The organism is Lentzea sp. NPDC054927, assembly GCF_053610285.1.
Map to the genome: position 1 here is coordinate 1 of NZ_JBSGXZ010000012.1, position 18,124 is coordinate 18,124.

Here is an 18,124-nt window from a genome sequence, read left to right on the forward strand (position 1 = left end):
CGGGTTGTGCGAGCGGAACCGGGCGCCCCTGACCTCGGGGCTGTGGGTGGAGCACTTCCCGGACGGCCCCTACCGGCTGGGTTGCCGGTAGGGCACGGTTCGCGTTGCGTGTTTCCGGGTTACGTGCAGGGAAGTGCGTCCGGATCAGCGCCCGCCTTGGGCACCCATCGCACGTTCGCGAAGGACGCCTGGAACGCGCCGTCGGTGTAGACCAGGAACGGCGTGTTGACGTTCTCCAGGTCCAGTCCCTTGTCGGAGAAGCAGGAGACCGGGATCTTGACGGTCGCCTTCTGCCCGACGGGGAGGTTGCGGAACGCCTGCGTGGCATCGATCTCGGCCATGCACGGGTACACGCAGTGCGCGCTGATGACCGTGCGGTTGGCCGGGGCCGCGTGCACGATCACGTCGAACTGGATGGCCGCGTTGGCATTGCCGTAGCCGCGCAGGTCGCTGCCGGTCGGGCTCTGCAGGTACACCTGGCCGGGGCCGGTGCCGGTCCACGTCGTCTTGAGCGCGTCCTGCTGGACGTTGACGTCGGACTGCACGACGTTGATCTCGGCGTGCGAGGCCTGGCCGTCCGGGCCGACGACGGTGCCGCCCCAGTTCTCCGCGGAGCCGATCATGGCCTGGTACGGCGCGATGTCCGTGCGGTTGAAGACCTCGAGGTCCTCGGTCGCCGTGCCACCGCCGCCACCGGAGCACAGGGCGCCGGGGCTGGTCTCGTCGAGCTTGCCGAGGTTGCCGGTCTGCCAGTCGCGCAGGCCGTAGCCGAGCTTGAACAGCGGCTTCTTGGCAGGCTCACCGGGCAGTGCCGGGCAGGCCTCGCCGGGCCACGAGTAGGACAGCTTGCCGCTGAACCCGTTGTGGCGTCCCTTGATCAGCAGGTCGGCGATGCCACCGCCCTCGGTGCCGGGCAGCCAGGCCGCCACGAACGCGTCGGAGCGGTTGATCTCCTTGTTCATGTACAGCGCGCGGCCGCCGACGTAGACGGTGATGACCGGCTTGCCCTTGCCGGACACCTTGTCCAGCACGGCGAGGTCCTGCGGCTGCAGGCGAGCGCTCTCGAACGACCGCTTGCCGAGGTCGCCCACGCCCTCCGCGTACGGCGTCTCACCGATGACGGCGATGACGGCGTCGAACTGCGCCGGGTCGACGCCGTCCGCGGTCTCGGCGAACGTGACGTTGGCGGCGCCCAGGGTGTCCTGGATGCCCTTGAGGATGCTGGTGGCGTTGGGGAAGTCGGCGTTGGTGTTGCCGGTGCCCTGCCAGGACAGCGTCCAGCCACCCGTCTGGTTGCCGATGTTGTCCGCGGTCTTGCCGACCACGAGCACCTTGCTGCGCTTGGACAACGGCAGCACGCGCTTGTCGTTCTTCAGCAGCACTGCGGACTCCCGCACGGCCTCGCGAGCGAGTTCCTTGTGCAGCAACGCCTTCTGCTCGCCCGCGTGGTCACGCTGGCTCGGCTTCGGGGCGTCGAACGTGCCGGCGCGCAGCTTGACGCGCAGGATCCGGGTGACGGCGTCGTCGATGCGCGCCAGCGGGATCTCACCGGACTGGACCTGGGCGATCGTGTTGGTGATGAACGCCTTCCAGTCCTGCGGCACCATGATGATGTCCATGCCGGCGTTGACCGCCTGCGGGCAGCTGGCGTTGGTGCAGCCGGTGACCTGGCCGATGCCGTTCCAGTCGGAGACGAGCAGGCCGTCGAAGCCCATCTTCTCCTTGAGGATGCCGGTCTGCACGTACTTGCTGCCGTGCACCTTGCCCTCGTTGATGACGTCGTTCGTCCAGCTGTTGAACGAGATCATCACCGTCTGGGCACCCGCGGCCAGCGCCCCGTAGTAGCCCTGACCGTGGATGTTGATCATGTCCTTCTCGGACGAGGGGTTGACGCCCTGGTCCTTGCCACCGGTCGTGCCGCCGTCACCGAGGAAGTGCTTGGCGGTGGCGATCACGCCGTCCTCGCCGATGCGCTTCTTCGCGTTGTCCTGCAAGCCCTTGATGGCCTCGAACCCGTACGCGCGGGTGATCCGCGGGTCCTCGGAGAAGCCCTCGTACGTGCGCCCCCACCGGTCGTCCTGGACGACGGCGAGCGTCGGCGAGAACGCCCAGTCCTGGCCGGTGGCCCGGATCTGCTCGGCCGTGGCCTCGTTGATGTCCCGGATCAGGCACGGGTCGTGCGCCGCGCCAAGACCGATGTTGTGCGGGAAGACCGTCGCGCCGTAGACGTTGTTGTTGCCGTGCACCGCGTCGATGCCCCAGATGACGGGAATCTTGGTGCGCGTCTGCTTGGACGCCTCGAAGTACGCGTCCGCGAGCGCCAGCCAGTCCTGCGGCGTGGCCTTCTTGTTGGCGCCGGGCCAGCTGCCACCACCGTTGAGGACGGAGCCGAACCCGTAGGTCTTGACGTCGTCCGCCGTGATCGCGCCGATCTCGGGCTGCGTCATCTGGCCGACCTTCTCGGCCAGCGTCATGTCCTTGAGGATCGCCTTGATGCGCGCCTCGTCCTTGCGGTCACCCTTGAGCTGGCTCTCGACCTTCGGCCAGCCCTTGAGCTCGGGCAGGGACTTCTCGATGCGGGCGCACCCGTGCTCCGTCTTGGGCTGCCCGATGACCGTCTGCTTCGGCCAGTGCTGCGCTTCCTGCGCGACGGCGGCCGATGTAGCGCCGGCGGCCAGCGTCAGCCCCAGCACTGCGGCGAGAGTGCTTCTCCAATGCATGCCGCGATCCTCAACGGCGTGTTACGTCCACGTCAATGGGAACGCTCTCACGAATTTATTTCCGGAACTCCGCAGGACGAACTGGGCATACCGGGCCGACCGCTCGCTCGGGTGCGGCGCAGCCGTCGTTCGGGCGCAGCGCAGGCGTCGCTCGGCGGTCGCTCGGCGGCGGGGGCGGTGGTCCGGTTGGGCGGCTGGGATGGGCGGTCGGGTGACGGCCGGTCGGGTGGTCGCGCTGCCGTGGCGAGGGCTCGGTGGCGGGTTGGTCGCGTTCCAGCGGAGGGGTCGCCTGGTGTGGGCCGGTCACGTTTCAGCGTGGTTGCGCAGGCATGGACGAGGCGTGGGAGTCCATCGCCGCTGCGCGACGATTGCGATTGGGGCTTGCACCGCTGCCCGGCGGTCCATCGCACCTGGGCGTACCCAACGCGGCATTGCCCTGTCCGGCTCGCTTCGCATCGCCACGAGATGGCGCCTTCGGCGCGGGCTCACAGCAGTCGGCTGTCGAAGCCCGCTTCGATCAGGCGGTTGTACGCGCCCAGCACGCCCGCCGGTACGTCCTGTTCCACCGCGAACCCCTGCTTCGGGTACTCGACGATCCGTTGCAGGTCTCCGACCAGCATGTCGACCACCAGCTTCTCGTCGCCGATCGATCGAACGTAGTCGTCGAACTTCAGCGGTTCCGACGCACAGACGACCTCGACCTCGGGCCACACCTTGCGGCACGTCGCGTACGCACGCCGCTCCATGTACGGCTTCGAGATCAACAGGACCGAGCGGGGCACGTGACCGTGATCGGCGAGCAGAGCACGCGACAGCGAGACGTTCTGACCGGTATTTCCCGCCTCGGGCTCGACCAAGATGGCGCTGTCCGGCACGCCGAGCGCCCTGGCATGTTCGCGGTAGTGCACGGCCTCGCCACGCGGAAATCGCGCCGCGGTCGTCGGGCTGTTCCCGCCGCTGAACACCAGCAGCGGGAACAAACCTGCTCGATACAACTCGGCGGCGAAGGTCGCCACACCGAGGTCGTGGCTGCCGAGCCCGATCGCGGCATCCACCGGTCGGAGCTCGTGGCCCATCTGGTGGTAGTCCCAGATGCTCTCGGCGTCACGCCATTGCTCGTCGGTGATGGTGCTGGGCTCGGACACAGGTGACGCACTCCTCGTTCACGGGCGGAGCACCGGATGGCGAACGGCCCCCGGTTCCCGTAGGAGCCAGGGGCCGGTCAACGGCGGATCAGCCCGCCAGCGCGCGCACTCGGCGCAGGACCTCGTCCTTGCCCAGGGTGCGAGCCACGGCGTGCAGGTCCGGGCTGCGGTTCGAGCCGGTGAGGGCCACGCGGATCAGCTGCGCCGCCTCCTTGATGGAGCCGGGGTAGGCGTCCGGGTTCTTCTTGAACTCCTTGGGGTTCGGCGCGAAGCCGTGCTTGCCCGCGAGTTCGCGGATCTGGCCGAACCACTCCTGGCCGTCTTCGACGTCGGCGTAGTTGTCGGCGAAGTCGGCGGCGAACGTGGCGACGAGGTCGGGGGCCAGGCCGCCGAGGCGCTCGTCGGCGCGGTCGGTCACCAGGGTGAAGAGCGACGGGAAGAAGAAGCCGTAGGCCGTGCGGAAGTCGGACCACTTGCGGAGGTCCTTGCGCGGGTTGGCGACCTCGGGGCCGCGCTCGACCTGCAGGGCCGCGAGGGCCTCGTCGCGTGCGTCGGCGAGCACGGTGACCAGGGCCGGGTCGTAGGTCGACGCCCAGGCCGAGACCCGATCGATGATCTCCTCGCCGGACAGACCAGCGACGTAGTCGGCGGCGATGTCCTCGAGCTTCACCAGGTCGACCAGCGGGCCGGCGACGCCGCACTCGGCCAGGGAGATCGGGGCCGCGAGGGCTTCGGCGAGCGGGAGTTCGGCCAGGCGGGCGTTCACCAGGCCGCGCAGGTAGTACTTGACGGCCTCGGCCGGGAAGCCCGCCTCGATGAAGAACTCGACGGAGGCCTCGGGGTCCTTGCGCTTCGAGAGCTTGCGCCGGGAGCCGCCCTGCTGCTTCATCAGCGGCGCGATGTGGGCGTACTCGACGCGCTCGAAGCCCAGGGCGTCGAACAGCTGCAGGTGGGTCGGGACCGAGGAGATCCACTCCTCGCCGCGGATCACCAGGTTCACGCGCATCAGGTGGTCGTCCACGGCGTGCGCGAAGTGGTACGTGGGCAGGCGCGGCGACTGGTCCGAGGCCTTCAGGATCACCACGTCGTTGCGGTTGGCCTCGTGCTCCAGCGAGCCGCGGATGGCGTCGACGAACGACGTGCGCTCCCCCGCCTTGCCCGGCGAGCGGAAGCGGACGACGTACGGGCGACCCTCGTCCAAAGCGGTCTGAACGTCCTCCGCGGTCTTGTCGCGCCAGATCGCCCAACGGCCGTAGTAGCCGGTGGGGAGCTTGGTGGCCTGCTGGCGCGCGGTGATGTCCGCCAGCTCGTCCTTCGTGGCGAAGCACAGGTACGCGGCACCAGAACGCAGCAGCTCACGCACGTAGGTCAGGTAGATCTGCTCGCGCTGCGACTGGTGGTACGGGCCGTACGCGCCCACGGAGTCGGCCTCGTCGGGCTCGATCTCGAAGTACTTGAACGCCTGGTTGAACTGGTCGACGGCGCCCTCGACCTCGCGCGCCTGGTCGGTGTCCTCGACGCGCACGATGTACGAGCCGCCGGACTGCGACGCGAGGTCGCGGTCGATCATGCCGACGTACAGGCCGCCGATGTGCAGGAACCCGGTCGGCGACGGGCCCAGACGCGTGACCTTGGCGCCCTCACCCAGCTCACGGGGCGGGTACTGCTGCTCCCAGTGGGACGGCTCGGGCAGATCCGAGGGGAACAGGGCGTCGACGACGGCACGGTCGAGCATCGCTGAGGGTCTCCAAACCGGGGAAAGAAGTACGCCCAGGTTATCAACGTGCGCGAGCCGAAATGCTGGCCCCTCGGTGATCGGCCTAAGCTGCTGCGCCATGGCCAAGTACCTCGACGTCCACCCGGTCAACCCGCAGAAGCGCGCCATCGAACAGGCCGTGCGCATCCTGCGGGAGGACGGCCTGATCGCGTACCCGACCGACTCCTGTTACGCGCTCGGCTGCCGACTGGGCAACAAGGACGGCATCGACCGGATCCGCGAGATCAGGAAGCTCGACGACAAGCACCACTTCACGCTGATGTGCGAGAACTTCGCGCAGCTCGGCCAGTTCGTGGTCGTCGACAACGCGGTGTTCCGCGCGATCAAGGCCTCCACGCCGGGCGGCTACACGTTCATCCTGCCCGCGACGAAGGAGGTGCCGCGCCGCATGATGCACCCGAAGAAGAAGACGGTGGGCGCGCGCATCCCCGACCACGTCGTGACGCAGGCACTGCTCGAGGCGATGGGTGAGCCGCTGCTCACGTCCACGCTGCTGCTGCCCGACGAGGCCGAGCCGCTGGTGCAGGGCTGGGAGATCAAGGAACGCCTCGACCACGCGGTGGACGCGGTGATCGACTCCGGGGAGTGCGGCACCACGCCCACCACGGTGGTGGACTTCTCCAGCGGCGAGCCCGAGATCATCCGCTACGGCGCGGGAGACGCGACCAGGTTCGAGTGAGAACTAGGCGAGGGCCCAGGCCGAGCCGAGGACGGTGCAGCCCTGCATGATCACCCGGTTCGGGTTGTCGCCGAGGGCCCTGGCCAGGCACAGGTTGTTCTGCCTGATGATCAGGCTGCCCGCCCTGCCCCGCACCTCCCAGAGCTGCAACGAGGCGGCGCTGCACGGCTCCAGGTTCACCCGGCTGCCCGCGTTGTGGACGCAGTAGCCGGGCACGCCCTGGCTGCGCAGGCGCGTCGTGCCGGTGAAGGAGCCGGACCAGTCGAACTTCTGGAACGCGCCGGTGTTGCAGCCGGTGACGTAGACCTCGCCGTCCGCACGGCCGTTGAAGCCGTCCAGGCACATGCCCGACCCTGTGAACCTGCGGATCGCCGCCGAAGCCGGTGACACGCCCACCAGCCCCACGACGGCCGCGAACGCCAGCGCGACGGCGCCGAACCTGCGGAACATCCTCATCGGATTCCCCTCTCTCGCGTCGGCGATCCGACGCATCCGTTGGGGAACCTGCACGGGCGACCCTGCCGATTGCTTGCAGGATTCCTGCAATCCGCAGGTCAGGACGGTGGCGGCCAGGCAGGAAACCGCCACCGTCCTGAATGGAGCTACGACACGACCAGCGCGTAGTCGGCGTCGGTGGCGGCCGTCTCGGTGTGACCGTCCACGTTGACCGCGGTCGCGACCACCTCGACGGTCCAGGTGCCCGCCGCCGGTGCCTGGACGAGCACGTTCTCCACGGTGTCGACGGTGTTCGCGACGCCGCCGGGCGTGGACCAGTTGCCGGCCAGCAGGCCGTTGTTGCCCCAGTAGACGGTGCCGTTGGGCGCGGTGACCTTCAGCGTCAGATCGTTGACGGTCGCCTTGGCCGCGGTCGGCGAACCGGCCGGGTCGGTGTAGGCGAGCGTCGCGCGCAGCGGCGTCTGGCCGTTGGACGTGAACGAGTAGCGCTTGGTCTGGCCCGTGGTCACCAGATCGGTCTCGTTCACCAGCACGGGCAGCTTCCAGCCACCCGCGCGAGCGCGGTCGTACAGGTTGCGAACGGACGCGGTGCCCCAACCCTGGTGCGTCCGCGTCTGGTCGTGCGTGGTGCCGGTGAACGGGTGCTGGTCAGCGGTGTTGATCAGCAAAGCCTTCGCGGTCGCCGCGTGCGGGCGGGACGCGAACACGTCGCGCTTCTTGCCGGGGGCGCCGTCGAACACGCCGTCGGCCCACATCTGGAACAGCAGACCGGCGTTGCCGCAGGTGATCGGCGTGGCGCCGGACGTGCCGCCGAACGACGTCGTGTAGGCAGTGTCGTTGGTGGACGTCGTGGTGTCGATGCGGTCGTAGAAGTTCGAGATCTCCGGCTTGATGCGGCCGTCGGCGGCGGGGCCGATCGACGCTCCGCCGTTCCACTTGTCGTCCGTGCGCGCGGCGGTGTTGTAGTGGTAGTGGCCGCCGACCGACAGCACGTTCTTCGCCCACGCCTGCGGGCGCGAGCTGCGGGTGCCGGCGTTGCTCTGCGACTGGCAGATGAGGATGTCGTGGTCGAACACGATCCGGTCCATCTGCTGCGAGATCGCCGTGTAGGACGTGGTGAGCGCGTCGCCCCAGCTGTTCGACTGGAACACGGCCTTGTACTGGCCCGCCGGGTCGACGAGCTGCTTGGTGTGCGCGTACCGGTCACCCGAGCCGTAGATCGCGAAGATGCCCTGTGCCTCGGGCAGCAGACCGCGGTGCGCGGACGAGACGCCCGACGCGAAGATCTGCCCGTACGTCGAGGTGCCGTGCGAGGTGCTCGACGAGTTGCCGGTGTGCATCACCGGCGGACGGGCGCGGAACTCCTGGTGCGTGGTGCGCAGGCCGCCGTCCATCACCTCGCCGCGCACGCCCTGGCCGCGGTAGCCGCCGGCGGTCTCGATGTAGTTGGCACCGGACGACTCGCGCGAGATCGCCATGTCGGTCTCCGGCGCGGACACCGGGTCGATGGCGATCACGGCGGGCAGCTTCGCGAGCTGCGCGGCCTGGCCCGCGTCCAGCGTGGCCATGATGTGCTCACGGCTCTCGGAGATCTCGTTCACCTTGCCGCCCAAGGACTTCACCTTGTCGGCGACCACCTTCTGGTCCCGCGCGTCCTGCTCGGCCAGCGCGATCAGATAGGTCGAGGAACCACCCAGCGCGGCGATCTGGGGCTGGGCCTGGAACGGACGCACCTCGCGGACGTAGTTCAACCGCGAAACGCGTGAGGTGCTCGTCATCCGGGCGACGTAGGTGCCGTCCTGGACGAACGCGCCGAGCCGCACGCCGAGCCCCTTGAGCTGGTGGCGCTGGGCGTCGGACAGGGTGGTGCGGAACTGCAGCAGGTAAGCGCTCTCAGCCGGGGCAGCGACGGCAGGAACGCCGCTGATCAGCGCGAACGCGGAAAGGGCTGAGATTATTGTGCGCAGCACGAATCCAACCTCCACATCAGGCAGGGATGACGGTGACCGGAGGACAGTCACCGCCCGTGACCAGCACGTTACCGCGAAAGGCCAGGTCAGAACATCAGTCGATCGGCGGTGATCATCTCGTCGGACGGTGTAGAAGAATCCATCCGGAGTAACGTCACGGCAGGCATGCCCGACATGCCCGGCAAAGCATTTCCGCGCGCGGAGGACGGATGTCTGTCTCACCTGAGCAGCTGATGGAAGAACTGCGCACGTTGTGCCGCGGCCGCGGAGTGCAGACTCCCGGAATCGACTTGCACGTCGGTCCGGCGCTGAGGCAGGTGTGCGGCGTCGTGGAGACGGACGGCGCGGAAGCCGTGAGAACGAAACTGCGCGACTGGGTGACGAACGCGGCGCGCGGATTCCCGGTCGAGGTCCGCAGCGCGGTTCTCGCACCGCTCGGACTGCACGAGGAAGCGCAGTTCCGGTTCCTCAACGAACGCATCGAGTGGCTCGCGAAGCAACAGGACCGCGGTGCTCGCACAGTGCGCAGGAGGATGGAGGCCGGGCTGCAGCGCCTGGTGGAGGTGGCACTGCAGCCGGCCCCGTCGACGGCACACGTGGCGCCGTCGGAACTCTGGCACGTCAAGGAGTTCGACGCGCTGCTGAAGCTGGACGGACCGACGCCCGCGTGCACGGAACGCCGGACCGTCGTGGCCGACACCGACGGTGTCAACGAGATCGCGTGGTCCATCACGATCCCCTCCCCCACGCCCGACGGCGCTCCGGGCGACCTGGACGTGGAGGTGTTGCACGGGGTGGAGCTCATCGGCCACGAACGGCCGTCCCCTCGGCGGTTCCTCATGAAGCTGCGCTTGCCCCGACCCCTCAACACGGGACAAACACACCAGTTCGCACTCGAGGTGCGAGTACCGCGGGGACAGTCGATGCGTCCGACCTACGTGTTCTGGCCGGAGCGGATGTGCGAGTCGTTCCGGTTGCGTGTTCGCTTCGACCGGGACGACCTGCCCGACTCGGTGTGGCGCGTCGAGGAGGCCCTGGCGCGCGACACCGACGACCTGACGCCGTGGCCGCGCAAGCTGCCCGTGGACGAGATCGGGGAGATCGACGTGTCGTTCCCGCATCCTCGTCAGGGCCGCGGCTACGGCGTCCAATGGTCGCCACGGGTCTGATCGGGTAAATTCAGATCAGTTCAACACAGAAATGCGGTTCCACGGCTGACACCTCCCTTGTGAACTAAGGGAGAACCGCAGTCCGAAGTCGGGTCAGATCACCGATACCATGAAGAAACTGCCGACCACGAATCCCAGGAACAGGCAGATCGCGGCAACCTTCACGACGGTGGCGAGTGAGCAGATCATTCTCATCGAGAAATTCACCTTCTCATTCTGACTGGCTTTCGGGCTGATGTTCTCGCCGATGCACCAAGAGTGGCTTTCCGCCAGTCGAATGAGAACGGGTTTCCTGTTTCCACCGAAATCAGGAAACCCCTGAAACACTATTTCTGGGCGGTGCGGCGCAACGCCATCACGAGCAGCGCGTGCGAGCTGCCGGCGTGCGGGAGCATGCCCTGACGGACCAGGTCGAGCGCGTGGCAGAACGGCATGGTCCGCACGCGCAGGTCCGCCTCACCAGGCTCGAGCGACGCCTCGCCCTGGGTGAGACCGGTGGCGAGGAAGATGTGGTCGACGTGGTTGCTCAGGCTGTCCGCGCCGTGGATCTGACCTAGCCGTTCCCATTTCTCGGCGCGCAGCCCGGTCTCCTCGGCGAGCTCACGCCGGGCCGCGGCGAGTGGATCGTCGTCCGTGTCGTCGACGGCCCCGCCGGGCAGCCGCCATTCCGTGCCGCCGTGCGTGTAGATCCACTGCCGGGTCAGCACGACGTGATCGTCGTCCTGGATCGCGAGCACCGTGACCGATCCCGGTGCCACCACGTGCGTGTAAGTGCCATGCCCGCCGTCCGGTCTGACGACGTCGTCGGCGCGCACCTCGAACCACTGGGACCGGTGGACCACGTTGGTCGCCAAGCGCTGCCAGACCATCACCACACCAGCCGCCTCGTCGGAGCGCGTCATCACCATGACTCACATGGAACCATCGACGACCACTTCACTTAGTCCCAGTTGATCGTCAATCTCCGGACAATTCGTGGACATCTGGTATCCGGGGGTTTGAAGCTCGACACACTACTGGGGGAGGGGGTGTAGCCGTGTCGCCCACGTTCGGCCAGGAGGTCCGCCGCCTGCGCAGCGAGCGCGGGTACTCACTCACCCGCATGACCGGGCTCGTACCGTACAGCAAGGGCCACCTCAGCAAGATCGAGAACGGGCAGGTCCACCCGAACCCCGAAATGGCCCGGATCTTCGACGACGCGCTGCAGGCGGAAGGCCGGCTGATCGAGCTGACCGACGCCCCGGTCCGCCCGATTCCCAGTGACCACACCACTTTGCTCACCTACAACGCGATGTTCGAGCAACACCGCGCCCTGGGCCACCGGCTCAGTGCAGAGGTGGTGCTGCTCGGCGGTTTGCGCCACCAGGCGGACATACTCAGCTCCATGGCCCGTTCCGCCGACGACCCCGGCCTGGGTCGCGGCCTGTGGCTGCTGTCCGCGCGGTACGCCGAGTACGCCGGCTGGATGGAACAGGAACGCGGCGACGACGCCTCGGCCGCCGAACTGACCAAACGGGCCGTCCAGTACGCCGTCAAGGGCGGTGACCTGGAACTCGAGGCCTGGGCGTTGGTCCGTGCCGCCGAGTTCGCCATGTATCGAGGAGATGCCCATGCGACCGTCAGTTTCGCCCGACGCGCAGGCAAGTCCCGCTCGCCGGCGGTGAAAGCCGGGGCCGCGCATCGAGAAGCCCTGGGCTACGCGCTGGCAGGTGTGGAGGACCGGTGCGAGGACGCCCTCGACCGGGCGGCGCGGTGGCAACAGGCCGCGGGCGAATCCCCTTACGGCACAACGAGCGTGCTGGACCAGGTGGCGATGGCGCGGGCCTGGGCCTTCCACGACCTGGGCCGGCACGCCGAAGCCGCCGCGATCATGGACACCCAGGTCCCGCTGATCGCCCCGGGCGCCTTGCGCGCCCGCACCCGGTTCGGCCTGCGCCGGGCCCTCGCGCACGCCGAGGCCGGCGACGTCGACCACGCCTGCGAACTGGTCGCCGCCCTGCTGGACGACATCCGCCAGGTGCGGTCCGCGACCGTGCACATCGACCTGACGTCGTTCAGCAAGCTCCTGTTCCGCCTGCGGCCGGCCGCGGGGCGCGAGGTGTCCGGCGAGATCAAAGAAATCCTGTTCGCCTGAGCCTCACACGGCAGCCCGGTCCTCCCGCTCCAGCGCCTCGGCCATCTCCACCCACGCCTCCGCGCACCCGCGGGCCATGTCCGCCACCAGTTCCCGGCAGTGCGAGGGCACCCCGGAGACCACCGTGGACCACTCCCCCGACGACACGGCGTGCGTTTCCAGCCACCGCAGCAGGTGCCGCCCGTTCTCGTTGAAGCGCAGCGAAGGGTCCCGCCGCAGGATCGGCAGGGTCGTGTCCGGCGCCCGGACCTCGGTCCGCGTCGCCGCCACGTCACCCCCGGACCGTTCGGCCGCCCGCATCCGCTCGGGCACCGGGTCGAGCCCCGAGGCCAGCCGCCGCCGGACGTCACGGACGGTCCCCGGCGAGACGCCCGCCGCCCGTGCGATGTCGCGCAACGACGCGTCGGGCCGTTCGGTGATCATCTGGCCGGCCAGCCGGCGGCCGGCGGCGGAGTTGAGCGGCCGGACCTTGCCGTCCCGCCCGACCCGCACCTCGGCGCGCCCGCCCACCGCGCGGCGCAGCACGCCGACGGACTTGGCCGCGAGGCCGGTCGAGGCCGCGATGGCGCGGTCGGACCACTGCGGGTGCGAGCGCAGCAACCGCCGGACGGCCGCCTCGCGGTCCGCGGTCGAGAGCGTCGAGACGTTCGCGGACACGGACAGGACGAACACGTCCTCGACCGGCCCACCGACGTACTCGACCTCGACGGAACGACTGCCGCGCAACCTGGCAGCACGCAGGCGGTGCATGCCGTCCACCACCCTCATCGTGGCGCGATGCACCACGATCGGTGGCAGATCAGTGTCGGAAAACGCGAGTGAACGAACGAACTCCTCGCTGCAGCCACCAAGTCGCGGCGAATCCGCGGGCTGCAGCGCGTCGATGTCAACGTGCATGCGAAACCAAGCCCCCCAGGCCGATTCGTCCTCAGGACCCCCAGATTGGCCGAGGACGACCCAGGCAGATTAGCTACTCGGTCACCGGGAACGCCACTCAATCGCCGGACAGACGTCCATGACCATCCGCAACCCGGCGTCCTTCGCCCGTCCGAACGCCTCGTCGTCGATCACGCCGAGCTGGAACCACACGGCTTTCGCCCCGATCGCGACGGCCTCGTCCGCGAACTGGCCGGCGTCCTCCGAGCGGCGGAAGACGTCCACCACGTCGACGGCGAACGGGATGTCCGCGAGCGTCGCGTACCCCTGCTCGCCGTGCACGGTCTCGGCCGACGGGTGCACCGGCACGATCTTCTTGCCGCGTTGCTGGAGGAACCTCGCGACGCCGTGGGCCGCGCGGGACGGGTTGTCCGAGAGCCCCACGATGGCCCAGACCTGGCAGTTCTCGAGGATCCAGTCGACGTCTTCACGCATGGGACCAGCGTAACCGCGCGCCCAGTGGTGTGATGGCGGTCACATTCACCCGTAGCTCGTCGAAACGCGGCCCTCCCGATCGACGGCTGGGTAGAAACGCACCGGAAGCACCAGACACGAGGAGATCGAGATGCGGTTCATGGTCATCGTCAAGGGCAACGAGGACACCGAGAACGGCGTCATGCCCACCACCGAGGAACTGGCCGCGATGGGCAACTACAACGAGGAGCTGGTGAAGGCCGGCGTGATGCTCGCGGGCGACGGCCTCTACCCGAGCAACAAGGGCGCGCGGGTCGCGTTCGACGCCAAGGGCGCGACGACGGTCATCGACGGCCCGTTCGCCGAGACCAAGGAGCTGATCGCCGGCTTCTGGATCTGGGAGCTGCCGTCGCTGCAGGACGCCGTGGAGTGGCTGAAGAAGGCGCCGTTCCAGGAGGGCGAGGTCGAGATCCGCCAGATCCACGGCGCCGAGGCGTTCGAGGAGGTCATCACGCCGGAGATCCAGGCGCAGGAGGACCGCCTGCGCGAGCAGATCGCCGCCCAAAAGCAGTGAACTCAGTAGCAGTGACCCCGAACAACTAGTGAGTGCGCGGGAGCGGCACTTGAGGCGATGAGTGCGCGGTCAGTGCGACGCTCAACGTCAGCAACGCACGCGGTGAGGTCGGACGGCAGCCGGTGAGCCGTTCGACCAACCGCAGACGGTGGTCGAGCGTGCTGCGGTGAATGTCCAACCGCCGGGCCGCCGCCGCACGGTTGCCGTCCTCGGAGATGAACGCTCGCAGCGCGTCGAGCAACGGCTGTTGCGCCACCACGGGTTCGATCATGCGCGTCAGCCTTTCGGCGACATGGGGCTGACGGAGCACCGCGAAGTCCGCCAACACGTTGCGCAGCTCGTAGACACCGGGCGCACGGCCGGACGCGATCCGCAGCACGTCCTCAGCCGTCGCACGGGCCGCCGCCAGGTCACGCCTGGGTGCCCACGCCACCGCCATCCACACCTCGCCACCGAGACGCTCGTGCAGTTCCCTGGCGAATTCCATGTGGTCGTCCTGGGCGCACGGAGCCAGCACGTAACCGCCGCTGACGCCGTCGAGCACCAGCACGTCCGCGTTGTCCCGCACGGCGTCGAGCACCTCGGCGGCACCGTCCTCAGTGGACGAGCAGAACGCGATGACCGCGTAGGCGAGCGCGAGTCCGTCGAACGACCCGTTGTCGCGTCCGGACAGCAGCGTGCCGGCGAGCTGACGACGGGTGGCCACGTCCTCGACCGGTGGCAGGTCGAAGGGGCTGAGAATGTCACGCAGCACGTCGTTGAGCAGCCTGCTGTCCAGAACGGTGGTCACGCGTCGCCTCCCTGAGGGCCCTACGGTGTCGCACCGGAACGTTAGGCAACTGTCGACAGTTGGCACAGGTGGCTTGAGCGACCCTTGATGTTCACCTCAGGTCTTCGGAACCGTTTCAGCCCAACGCGTTCGCGCGGCTCATGCCGATCGCGGTGCCGAGAACGGCGAGGTCACGCGGGTTGACCGGGCTCAGTCCGGTGAGCTGCTCGATCTGCCACAACCGGTAGTCGATCGTGCTGCGGTGGATGAACAGCTTCTTGACAGCTACCGCCCGGTTGCCGTCCGCCTCGAGCAGAGCGAGGACTGTTTCGACGAGAACTGGGTTCGCCAGCAACGGCGCCACGACCTTGCCGAGCTCGTCGCGGACCTCCGGCGTCTCCATCACGGCGCTTTCGAACAACATGTCGTCGATCCGGTACACGCCCGGCGGCCGGCCGAGTGACGCGATCAGCGCGTCGATCTCGTCGACCTCCTTGCGCGCCAACGCGACGCGCGCGGCGGGCCGTTCCGCGACGCAGAACCACACCTCGCCGCCGATCTCCTCGCACACATCGCGGCACAACGGCAGCGCGGCCGCTTCGGTGACCGGCAGCAATAGATGTCCGGAGGTCGCCAGAAGCACCTGCCCACGCTTTCGGAAAGCGCTTACCACTCGTGCGGGCAAGGCTCCCCGGGTCGCGACGACCGTGTAGAAGGCCGCAGCCGCATCGGGTGCGGTGCCGGCGAGCAACGCGTCGGCCAGCCCGTCGTCACCGGCGCAGAACGCGGACATCAGCTCGGCGGCCAGCGCGGTTCCCGCCGCGGCCAGCGCTCGGGCGTCGCCGTCGTCGTCCAGCATGGACTCGGTCAGCAACCTGTCGGTGGACCGCAAGGCGACGACCACATGTGTGACAGGAACTTTCGCCGCTGCCAGGCGTGCGCCGACGCAGTGTGCGACCGTCACGGCCGCGTCCTCCCAGCCGTCGGCGTCGGCGGCGGCCGCGCGGTAGACGGCGAGGAACTCCTCGTGCAGCAGGCGACCGACGTCGAAAAGCACGGGCTGCTCCTCCCTCTTTCACGCGTTTGAAGGATTTCAGGACCGGCCGTGGGGAAAACCCCAGCGTTCTCCAGCGGCATGCCAGTGTTGCCCACCCTAACGTCAGGTGCATGGCACCTCAGCTGGTCGCCGCGGCGCGACCACCGATCCTCGCGCCCTCCAACGAGGCGTGGCGCCAGTTCGCCCACGCCCTGGAGCCCGTCGAGTTCAGTCGCGGCGACGTGTTGCTGCGCCTCGGCGTCCGCACCGACGACCTGTTCGTGATCCGCACGGGCAAGGCGAAGACGTGCTGCACCTCCACCGACGGCCGCGAGCTGGTGCTGGACTTCCACTGCGCGGGCGACGTCCTGGTGGAACCGACACTGTTCGACGCCTCGCCGTCGGTGTCGACGACGGTCGCGATCACCGACGTGCACGCGGGCCGGATCTCGCGGGCCGACCTCACGCAGTGGCTCGCGCTGTGCCCGGAGATCACCGAACGGCTGCTGGGCGGCATCACCCGCCGGCAGCGCGAGTCACACCAGATGCGCATGGACGTGGTGCAGCTGGACGCCTCCGCACGGCTCGCGAAAGCGTTGCTGCGCCTCGCGGGACGGTTCGGCAACGACCGCCGCGGCGCGTTGCTGATGATCGAGGACCTCACCCAGGAGGAGCTCGGCCAGTACATCGGCGCCCGGCGGGACACGGTCAACAAGACGCTCTCGGACTTCGCCCAGCGCGGGTGGATCTCGATCGAGCGCAAGAGCATCTTCCTCACCGACCCGGCGCAGCTCAGCCGCCGGGTCCGCGTCGGCATGCCCGCGGTTCCCGCGCAGCGCTAACTCCCGCCATTTCCGAAACGAGGAAGTCATGCCAACTGAAACCAGGACCAGCACCGGAAAGGTCGTGCTGGGAGTCGCCGCTGCCATCGCGATCGCGGCAGTCGGCAACGCGGCCGTGTCGTGGGCGGCCCAGGCGCTCGGGGCCGACCCGAACGCCGTCGAAGGCCTGAAACCCCAGGGATATGTCGTGCTGACCGCGGTCGGCGTGATCATCGCCGCGGTCGCGTGGGCGTCGATCCGCAAGCGCGCCAAGGATCCCGCCCGCACGCTCGGCAAGCTCGTGCCGATCGTCGTGGTGCTGTCGTTCCTCGCGGACGTCCCGGTGTTCTTCCTGCCGGGCGCCTCGGTTGTCGGCGTGGTCGCGCTGATGGTCATGCACGTCGTCGTGGCCGCGGTCGCCGTGCCGATCTTCCGCCGCGTGCTGCCGGTGTAGCTGTCGGTGTAGCTGTAGACCGCGAAACGGCCGGGAGGGTGTTCCTCCCGGCCGTTCTGCCGTTCACTCCGAAAGACTCAGCTCCGGCCACACCAATGTCGTGGCGCCCCAGGTGAGTCCGCCACCGAACGCGGTCAGCAGCACCTTCTGCCCTGCCTTCAGCTCCCCCGACCGCACGCCGTGCGCAAGGGCCAGCGGAATCGAGGCGGCGGAGGTGTTGCCGACGTCGGTGATGTTGGAGATGAACTTGTCGCGCGGCACTTCCAGCTCCGCCGACACGGCGTCCAGGATCCGGGTGTTGGCCTGGTGCGCGATCACCTTGTCCACATCGGACGCGACCCAGCCCTGTCGTTTGATCGCGTTGCGGGAAGCGGCGGACATGCGCGCGACCGCGTTGGCGAAGACCTCGCGGCCCTCCATCTGGAAGAACTTGTCGCCGTGCGGCACGATGTCGCGCGACGACCGCTGCCTCGAACCACCCGCGGGCACGGTGATCAGGTCGGACAGCTCGCCGTCCGAACCGAGGTCGAACGGCCCTAAGGCGCCTGGCTCGTCAGGAGATCCCGCCCGCAGCACCACCGCGCCCGCGCCGTCACCGAAGATGACGGACGTGGTGCGGTCCTGCGGGTTGAGGATCGTGGAGTAGGCGTCCCCGCCGATCATCAGAAGACTGTCCACGATCCCGGCCGTGATCAGCCCGGCGCCGACGCCCAGCCCGTACACGAATCCCGTGCACACGGCCGCGATGTCGAACGCCGGCACGTCGATCAGCCCCAGCCGCGAGGCGATCTCCGGCGCCGTCGCGGGGCAGGGCCGGTCGGGCGTCGTGGTCGCGAGGATCACCGCTCCCGCCCCCGGCACCCCTGCCGACCGCAGTGCCCGCCGCGCCGCCTCGACCGACAGGTCCGAGGTCGCCATGCCGGGTTCGACCACATGTCGTGTGGCGACCCCGATCCGCGTCCGGATCCACTCGTCGGTCGTGTCCAGCTTGGCTGTCAGCTCGTCGTTGGTGACCACCCGCGGCGGGAGCCATGACCCGAGTCCCGCGACCACCGCTGCGCGCATTCTCC

General features: G+C 68.7%; 17 protein-coding genes. 6 read left to right on the forward strand and 11 right to left on the reverse strand.

The features are described from left to right. Positions 1-119: 119 nt before the first annotated feature. The 3 genes from ACWGE0_RS19360 to ACWGE0_RS19370 form a co-directional block, all read right to left on the reverse strand. Entirely contained in the window at positions 120-2,720 is a 2,601-nt protein-coding gene (locus ACWGE0_RS19360) for a glycoside hydrolase family 3 protein (RefSeq protein WP_452262268.1), read from the reverse strand. A gap of 485 nt (positions 2,721-3,205) precedes the next feature. Beyond that, complete coding sequence (locus tag ACWGE0_RS19365; protein ID WP_452262328.1) at positions 3,206-3,796, reverse strand: YdcF family protein; 591 nt, start codon at positions 3,794-3,796, stop codon at positions 3,206-3,208. Positions 3,797-3,953: 157 nt separating this feature from the next. After that, the gene (locus tag ACWGE0_RS19370) at positions 3,954-5,600 is read right to left on the reverse strand and encodes a glutamate--tRNA ligase (RefSeq protein WP_452262269.1); all 1,647 of its coding nucleotides are present in this window, start codon (positions 5,598-5,600) and stop codon (positions 3,954-3,956) included. Between the two features lie 100 nt (positions 5,601-5,700). Between ACWGE0_RS19370 and ACWGE0_RS19375 the strand changes: the two genes are divergently transcribed. Continuing rightward, positions 5,701-6,321 (forward strand): L-threonylcarbamoyladenylate synthase, encoded by a 621-nt coding sequence (locus ACWGE0_RS19375; RefSeq protein WP_452262270.1) that lies wholly within the window; start codon positions 5,701-5,703, stop codon positions 6,319-6,321. Positions 6,322-6,324: 3 nt separating this feature from the next. Here ACWGE0_RS19375 and ACWGE0_RS19380 read toward each other — a convergent pair whose 3' ends face one another. Together ACWGE0_RS19380 and ACWGE0_RS19385 are read right to left on the reverse strand one after the other, a co-directional pair. Then, positions 6,325-6,777, reverse strand: coding sequence for an RICIN domain-containing protein (locus tag ACWGE0_RS19380; RefSeq protein ID WP_452262271.1), 453 nt, complete (start codon positions 6,775-6,777; stop codon positions 6,325-6,327). Positions 6,778-6,923: 146 nt separating this feature from the next. Then, a complete protein-coding gene (locus ACWGE0_RS19385; RefSeq protein WP_452262272.1) occupies positions 6,924-8,747 on the reverse strand; it encodes a S8 family serine peptidase in 1,824 nt (607 codons plus the stop codon). 209 nt (positions 8,748-8,956) lie between these two features. Between ACWGE0_RS19385 and ACWGE0_RS19390 the strand changes: the two genes are divergently transcribed. Then, on the forward strand, positions 8,957-9,916 hold the full coding sequence (locus tag ACWGE0_RS19390; protein WP_452262273.1) for a hypothetical protein: 960 nt from the start codon (positions 8,957-8,959) through the stop codon (positions 9,914-9,916). A 326-nt stretch (positions 9,917-10,242) separates the two neighbouring features. Here ACWGE0_RS19390 and ACWGE0_RS19395 read toward each other — a convergent pair whose 3' ends face one another. Continuing rightward, positions 10,243-10,824 (reverse strand): NUDIX hydrolase, encoded by a 582-nt coding sequence (locus ACWGE0_RS19395; protein ID WP_319965681.1) that lies wholly within the window; start codon positions 10,822-10,824, stop codon positions 10,243-10,245. Positions 10,825-10,952: 128 nt separating this feature from the next. On the opposite strand from ACWGE0_RS19395, the gene ACWGE0_RS19400 reads away from it, so the two are divergent. Beyond that, on the forward strand, positions 10,953-12,050 hold the full coding sequence (locus tag ACWGE0_RS19400) for a helix-turn-helix domain-containing protein (RefSeq protein ID WP_452262274.1): 1,098 nt from the start codon (positions 10,953-10,955) through the stop codon (positions 12,048-12,050). 3 nt (positions 12,051-12,053) lie between these two features. On the opposite strand, the gene ACWGE0_RS19405 is transcribed toward ACWGE0_RS19400, so the two are convergent. Together ACWGE0_RS19405 and ACWGE0_RS19410 are read right to left on the reverse strand one after the other, a co-directional pair. Beyond that, on the reverse strand, positions 12,054-12,947 hold the full coding sequence (locus ACWGE0_RS19405; protein WP_452262275.1) for a ParB/RepB/Spo0J family partition protein: 894 nt from the start codon (positions 12,945-12,947) through the stop codon (positions 12,054-12,056). An 81-nt stretch (positions 12,948-13,028) separates the two neighbouring features. Beyond that, positions 13,029-13,421, reverse strand: coding sequence for a CoA-binding protein (locus ACWGE0_RS19410; RefSeq protein WP_319965678.1), 393 nt, complete (start codon positions 13,419-13,421; stop codon positions 13,029-13,031). A 130-nt stretch (positions 13,422-13,551) separates the two neighbouring features. Here ACWGE0_RS19410 and ACWGE0_RS19415 point away from each other — a divergent pair, with 130 nt between their 5' ends. Next, entirely contained in the window at positions 13,552-13,974 is a 423-nt protein-coding gene (locus ACWGE0_RS19415) for a YciI family protein (RefSeq protein ID WP_452262276.1), read from the forward strand. 25 nt (positions 13,975-13,999) lie between these two features. On the opposite strand, the gene ACWGE0_RS19420 is transcribed toward ACWGE0_RS19415, so the two are convergent. Continuing rightward, positions 14,000-14,764, reverse strand: a complete 765-nt coding sequence (locus ACWGE0_RS19420) for a PucR family transcriptional regulator (RefSeq protein ID WP_452262277.1) — start codon at positions 14,762-14,764, stop codon at positions 14,000-14,002. Between the two features lie 115 nt (positions 14,765-14,879). Continuing rightward, positions 14,880-15,800: a PucR family transcriptional regulator gene (locus ACWGE0_RS19425; RefSeq protein ID WP_452262278.1), complete on the reverse strand. Its 921-nt coding sequence runs from the start codon at positions 15,798-15,800 to the stop codon at positions 14,880-14,882. Positions 15,801-15,910: 110 nt separating this feature from the next. Between ACWGE0_RS19425 and ACWGE0_RS19430 the strand changes: the two genes are divergently transcribed. Both ACWGE0_RS19430 and ACWGE0_RS19435 read left to right on the forward strand, forming a co-directional pair. Beyond that, positions 15,911-16,621 carry a Crp/Fnr family transcriptional regulator gene (locus ACWGE0_RS19430; RefSeq protein WP_452262279.1) on the forward strand — a complete coding sequence of 237 codons (711 nt, stop codon included), beginning with the start codon at positions 15,911-15,913 and terminating at the stop codon, positions 16,619-16,621. 28 nt (positions 16,622-16,649) lie between these two features. After that, positions 16,650-17,054, forward strand: coding sequence for a DUF6069 family protein (locus ACWGE0_RS19435; protein WP_452262280.1), 405 nt, complete (start codon positions 16,650-16,652; stop codon positions 17,052-17,054). Between the two features lie 63 nt (positions 17,055-17,117). Here the strand turns inward: ACWGE0_RS19435 and ACWGE0_RS19440 are convergent, their stop codons facing one another. After that, a complete protein-coding gene (locus tag ACWGE0_RS19440; RefSeq protein ID WP_452262281.1) occupies positions 17,118-18,119 on the reverse strand; it encodes a beta-ketoacyl-ACP synthase III in 1,002 nt (333 codons plus the stop codon). Positions 18,120-18,124 lie beyond the last annotated feature (5 nt).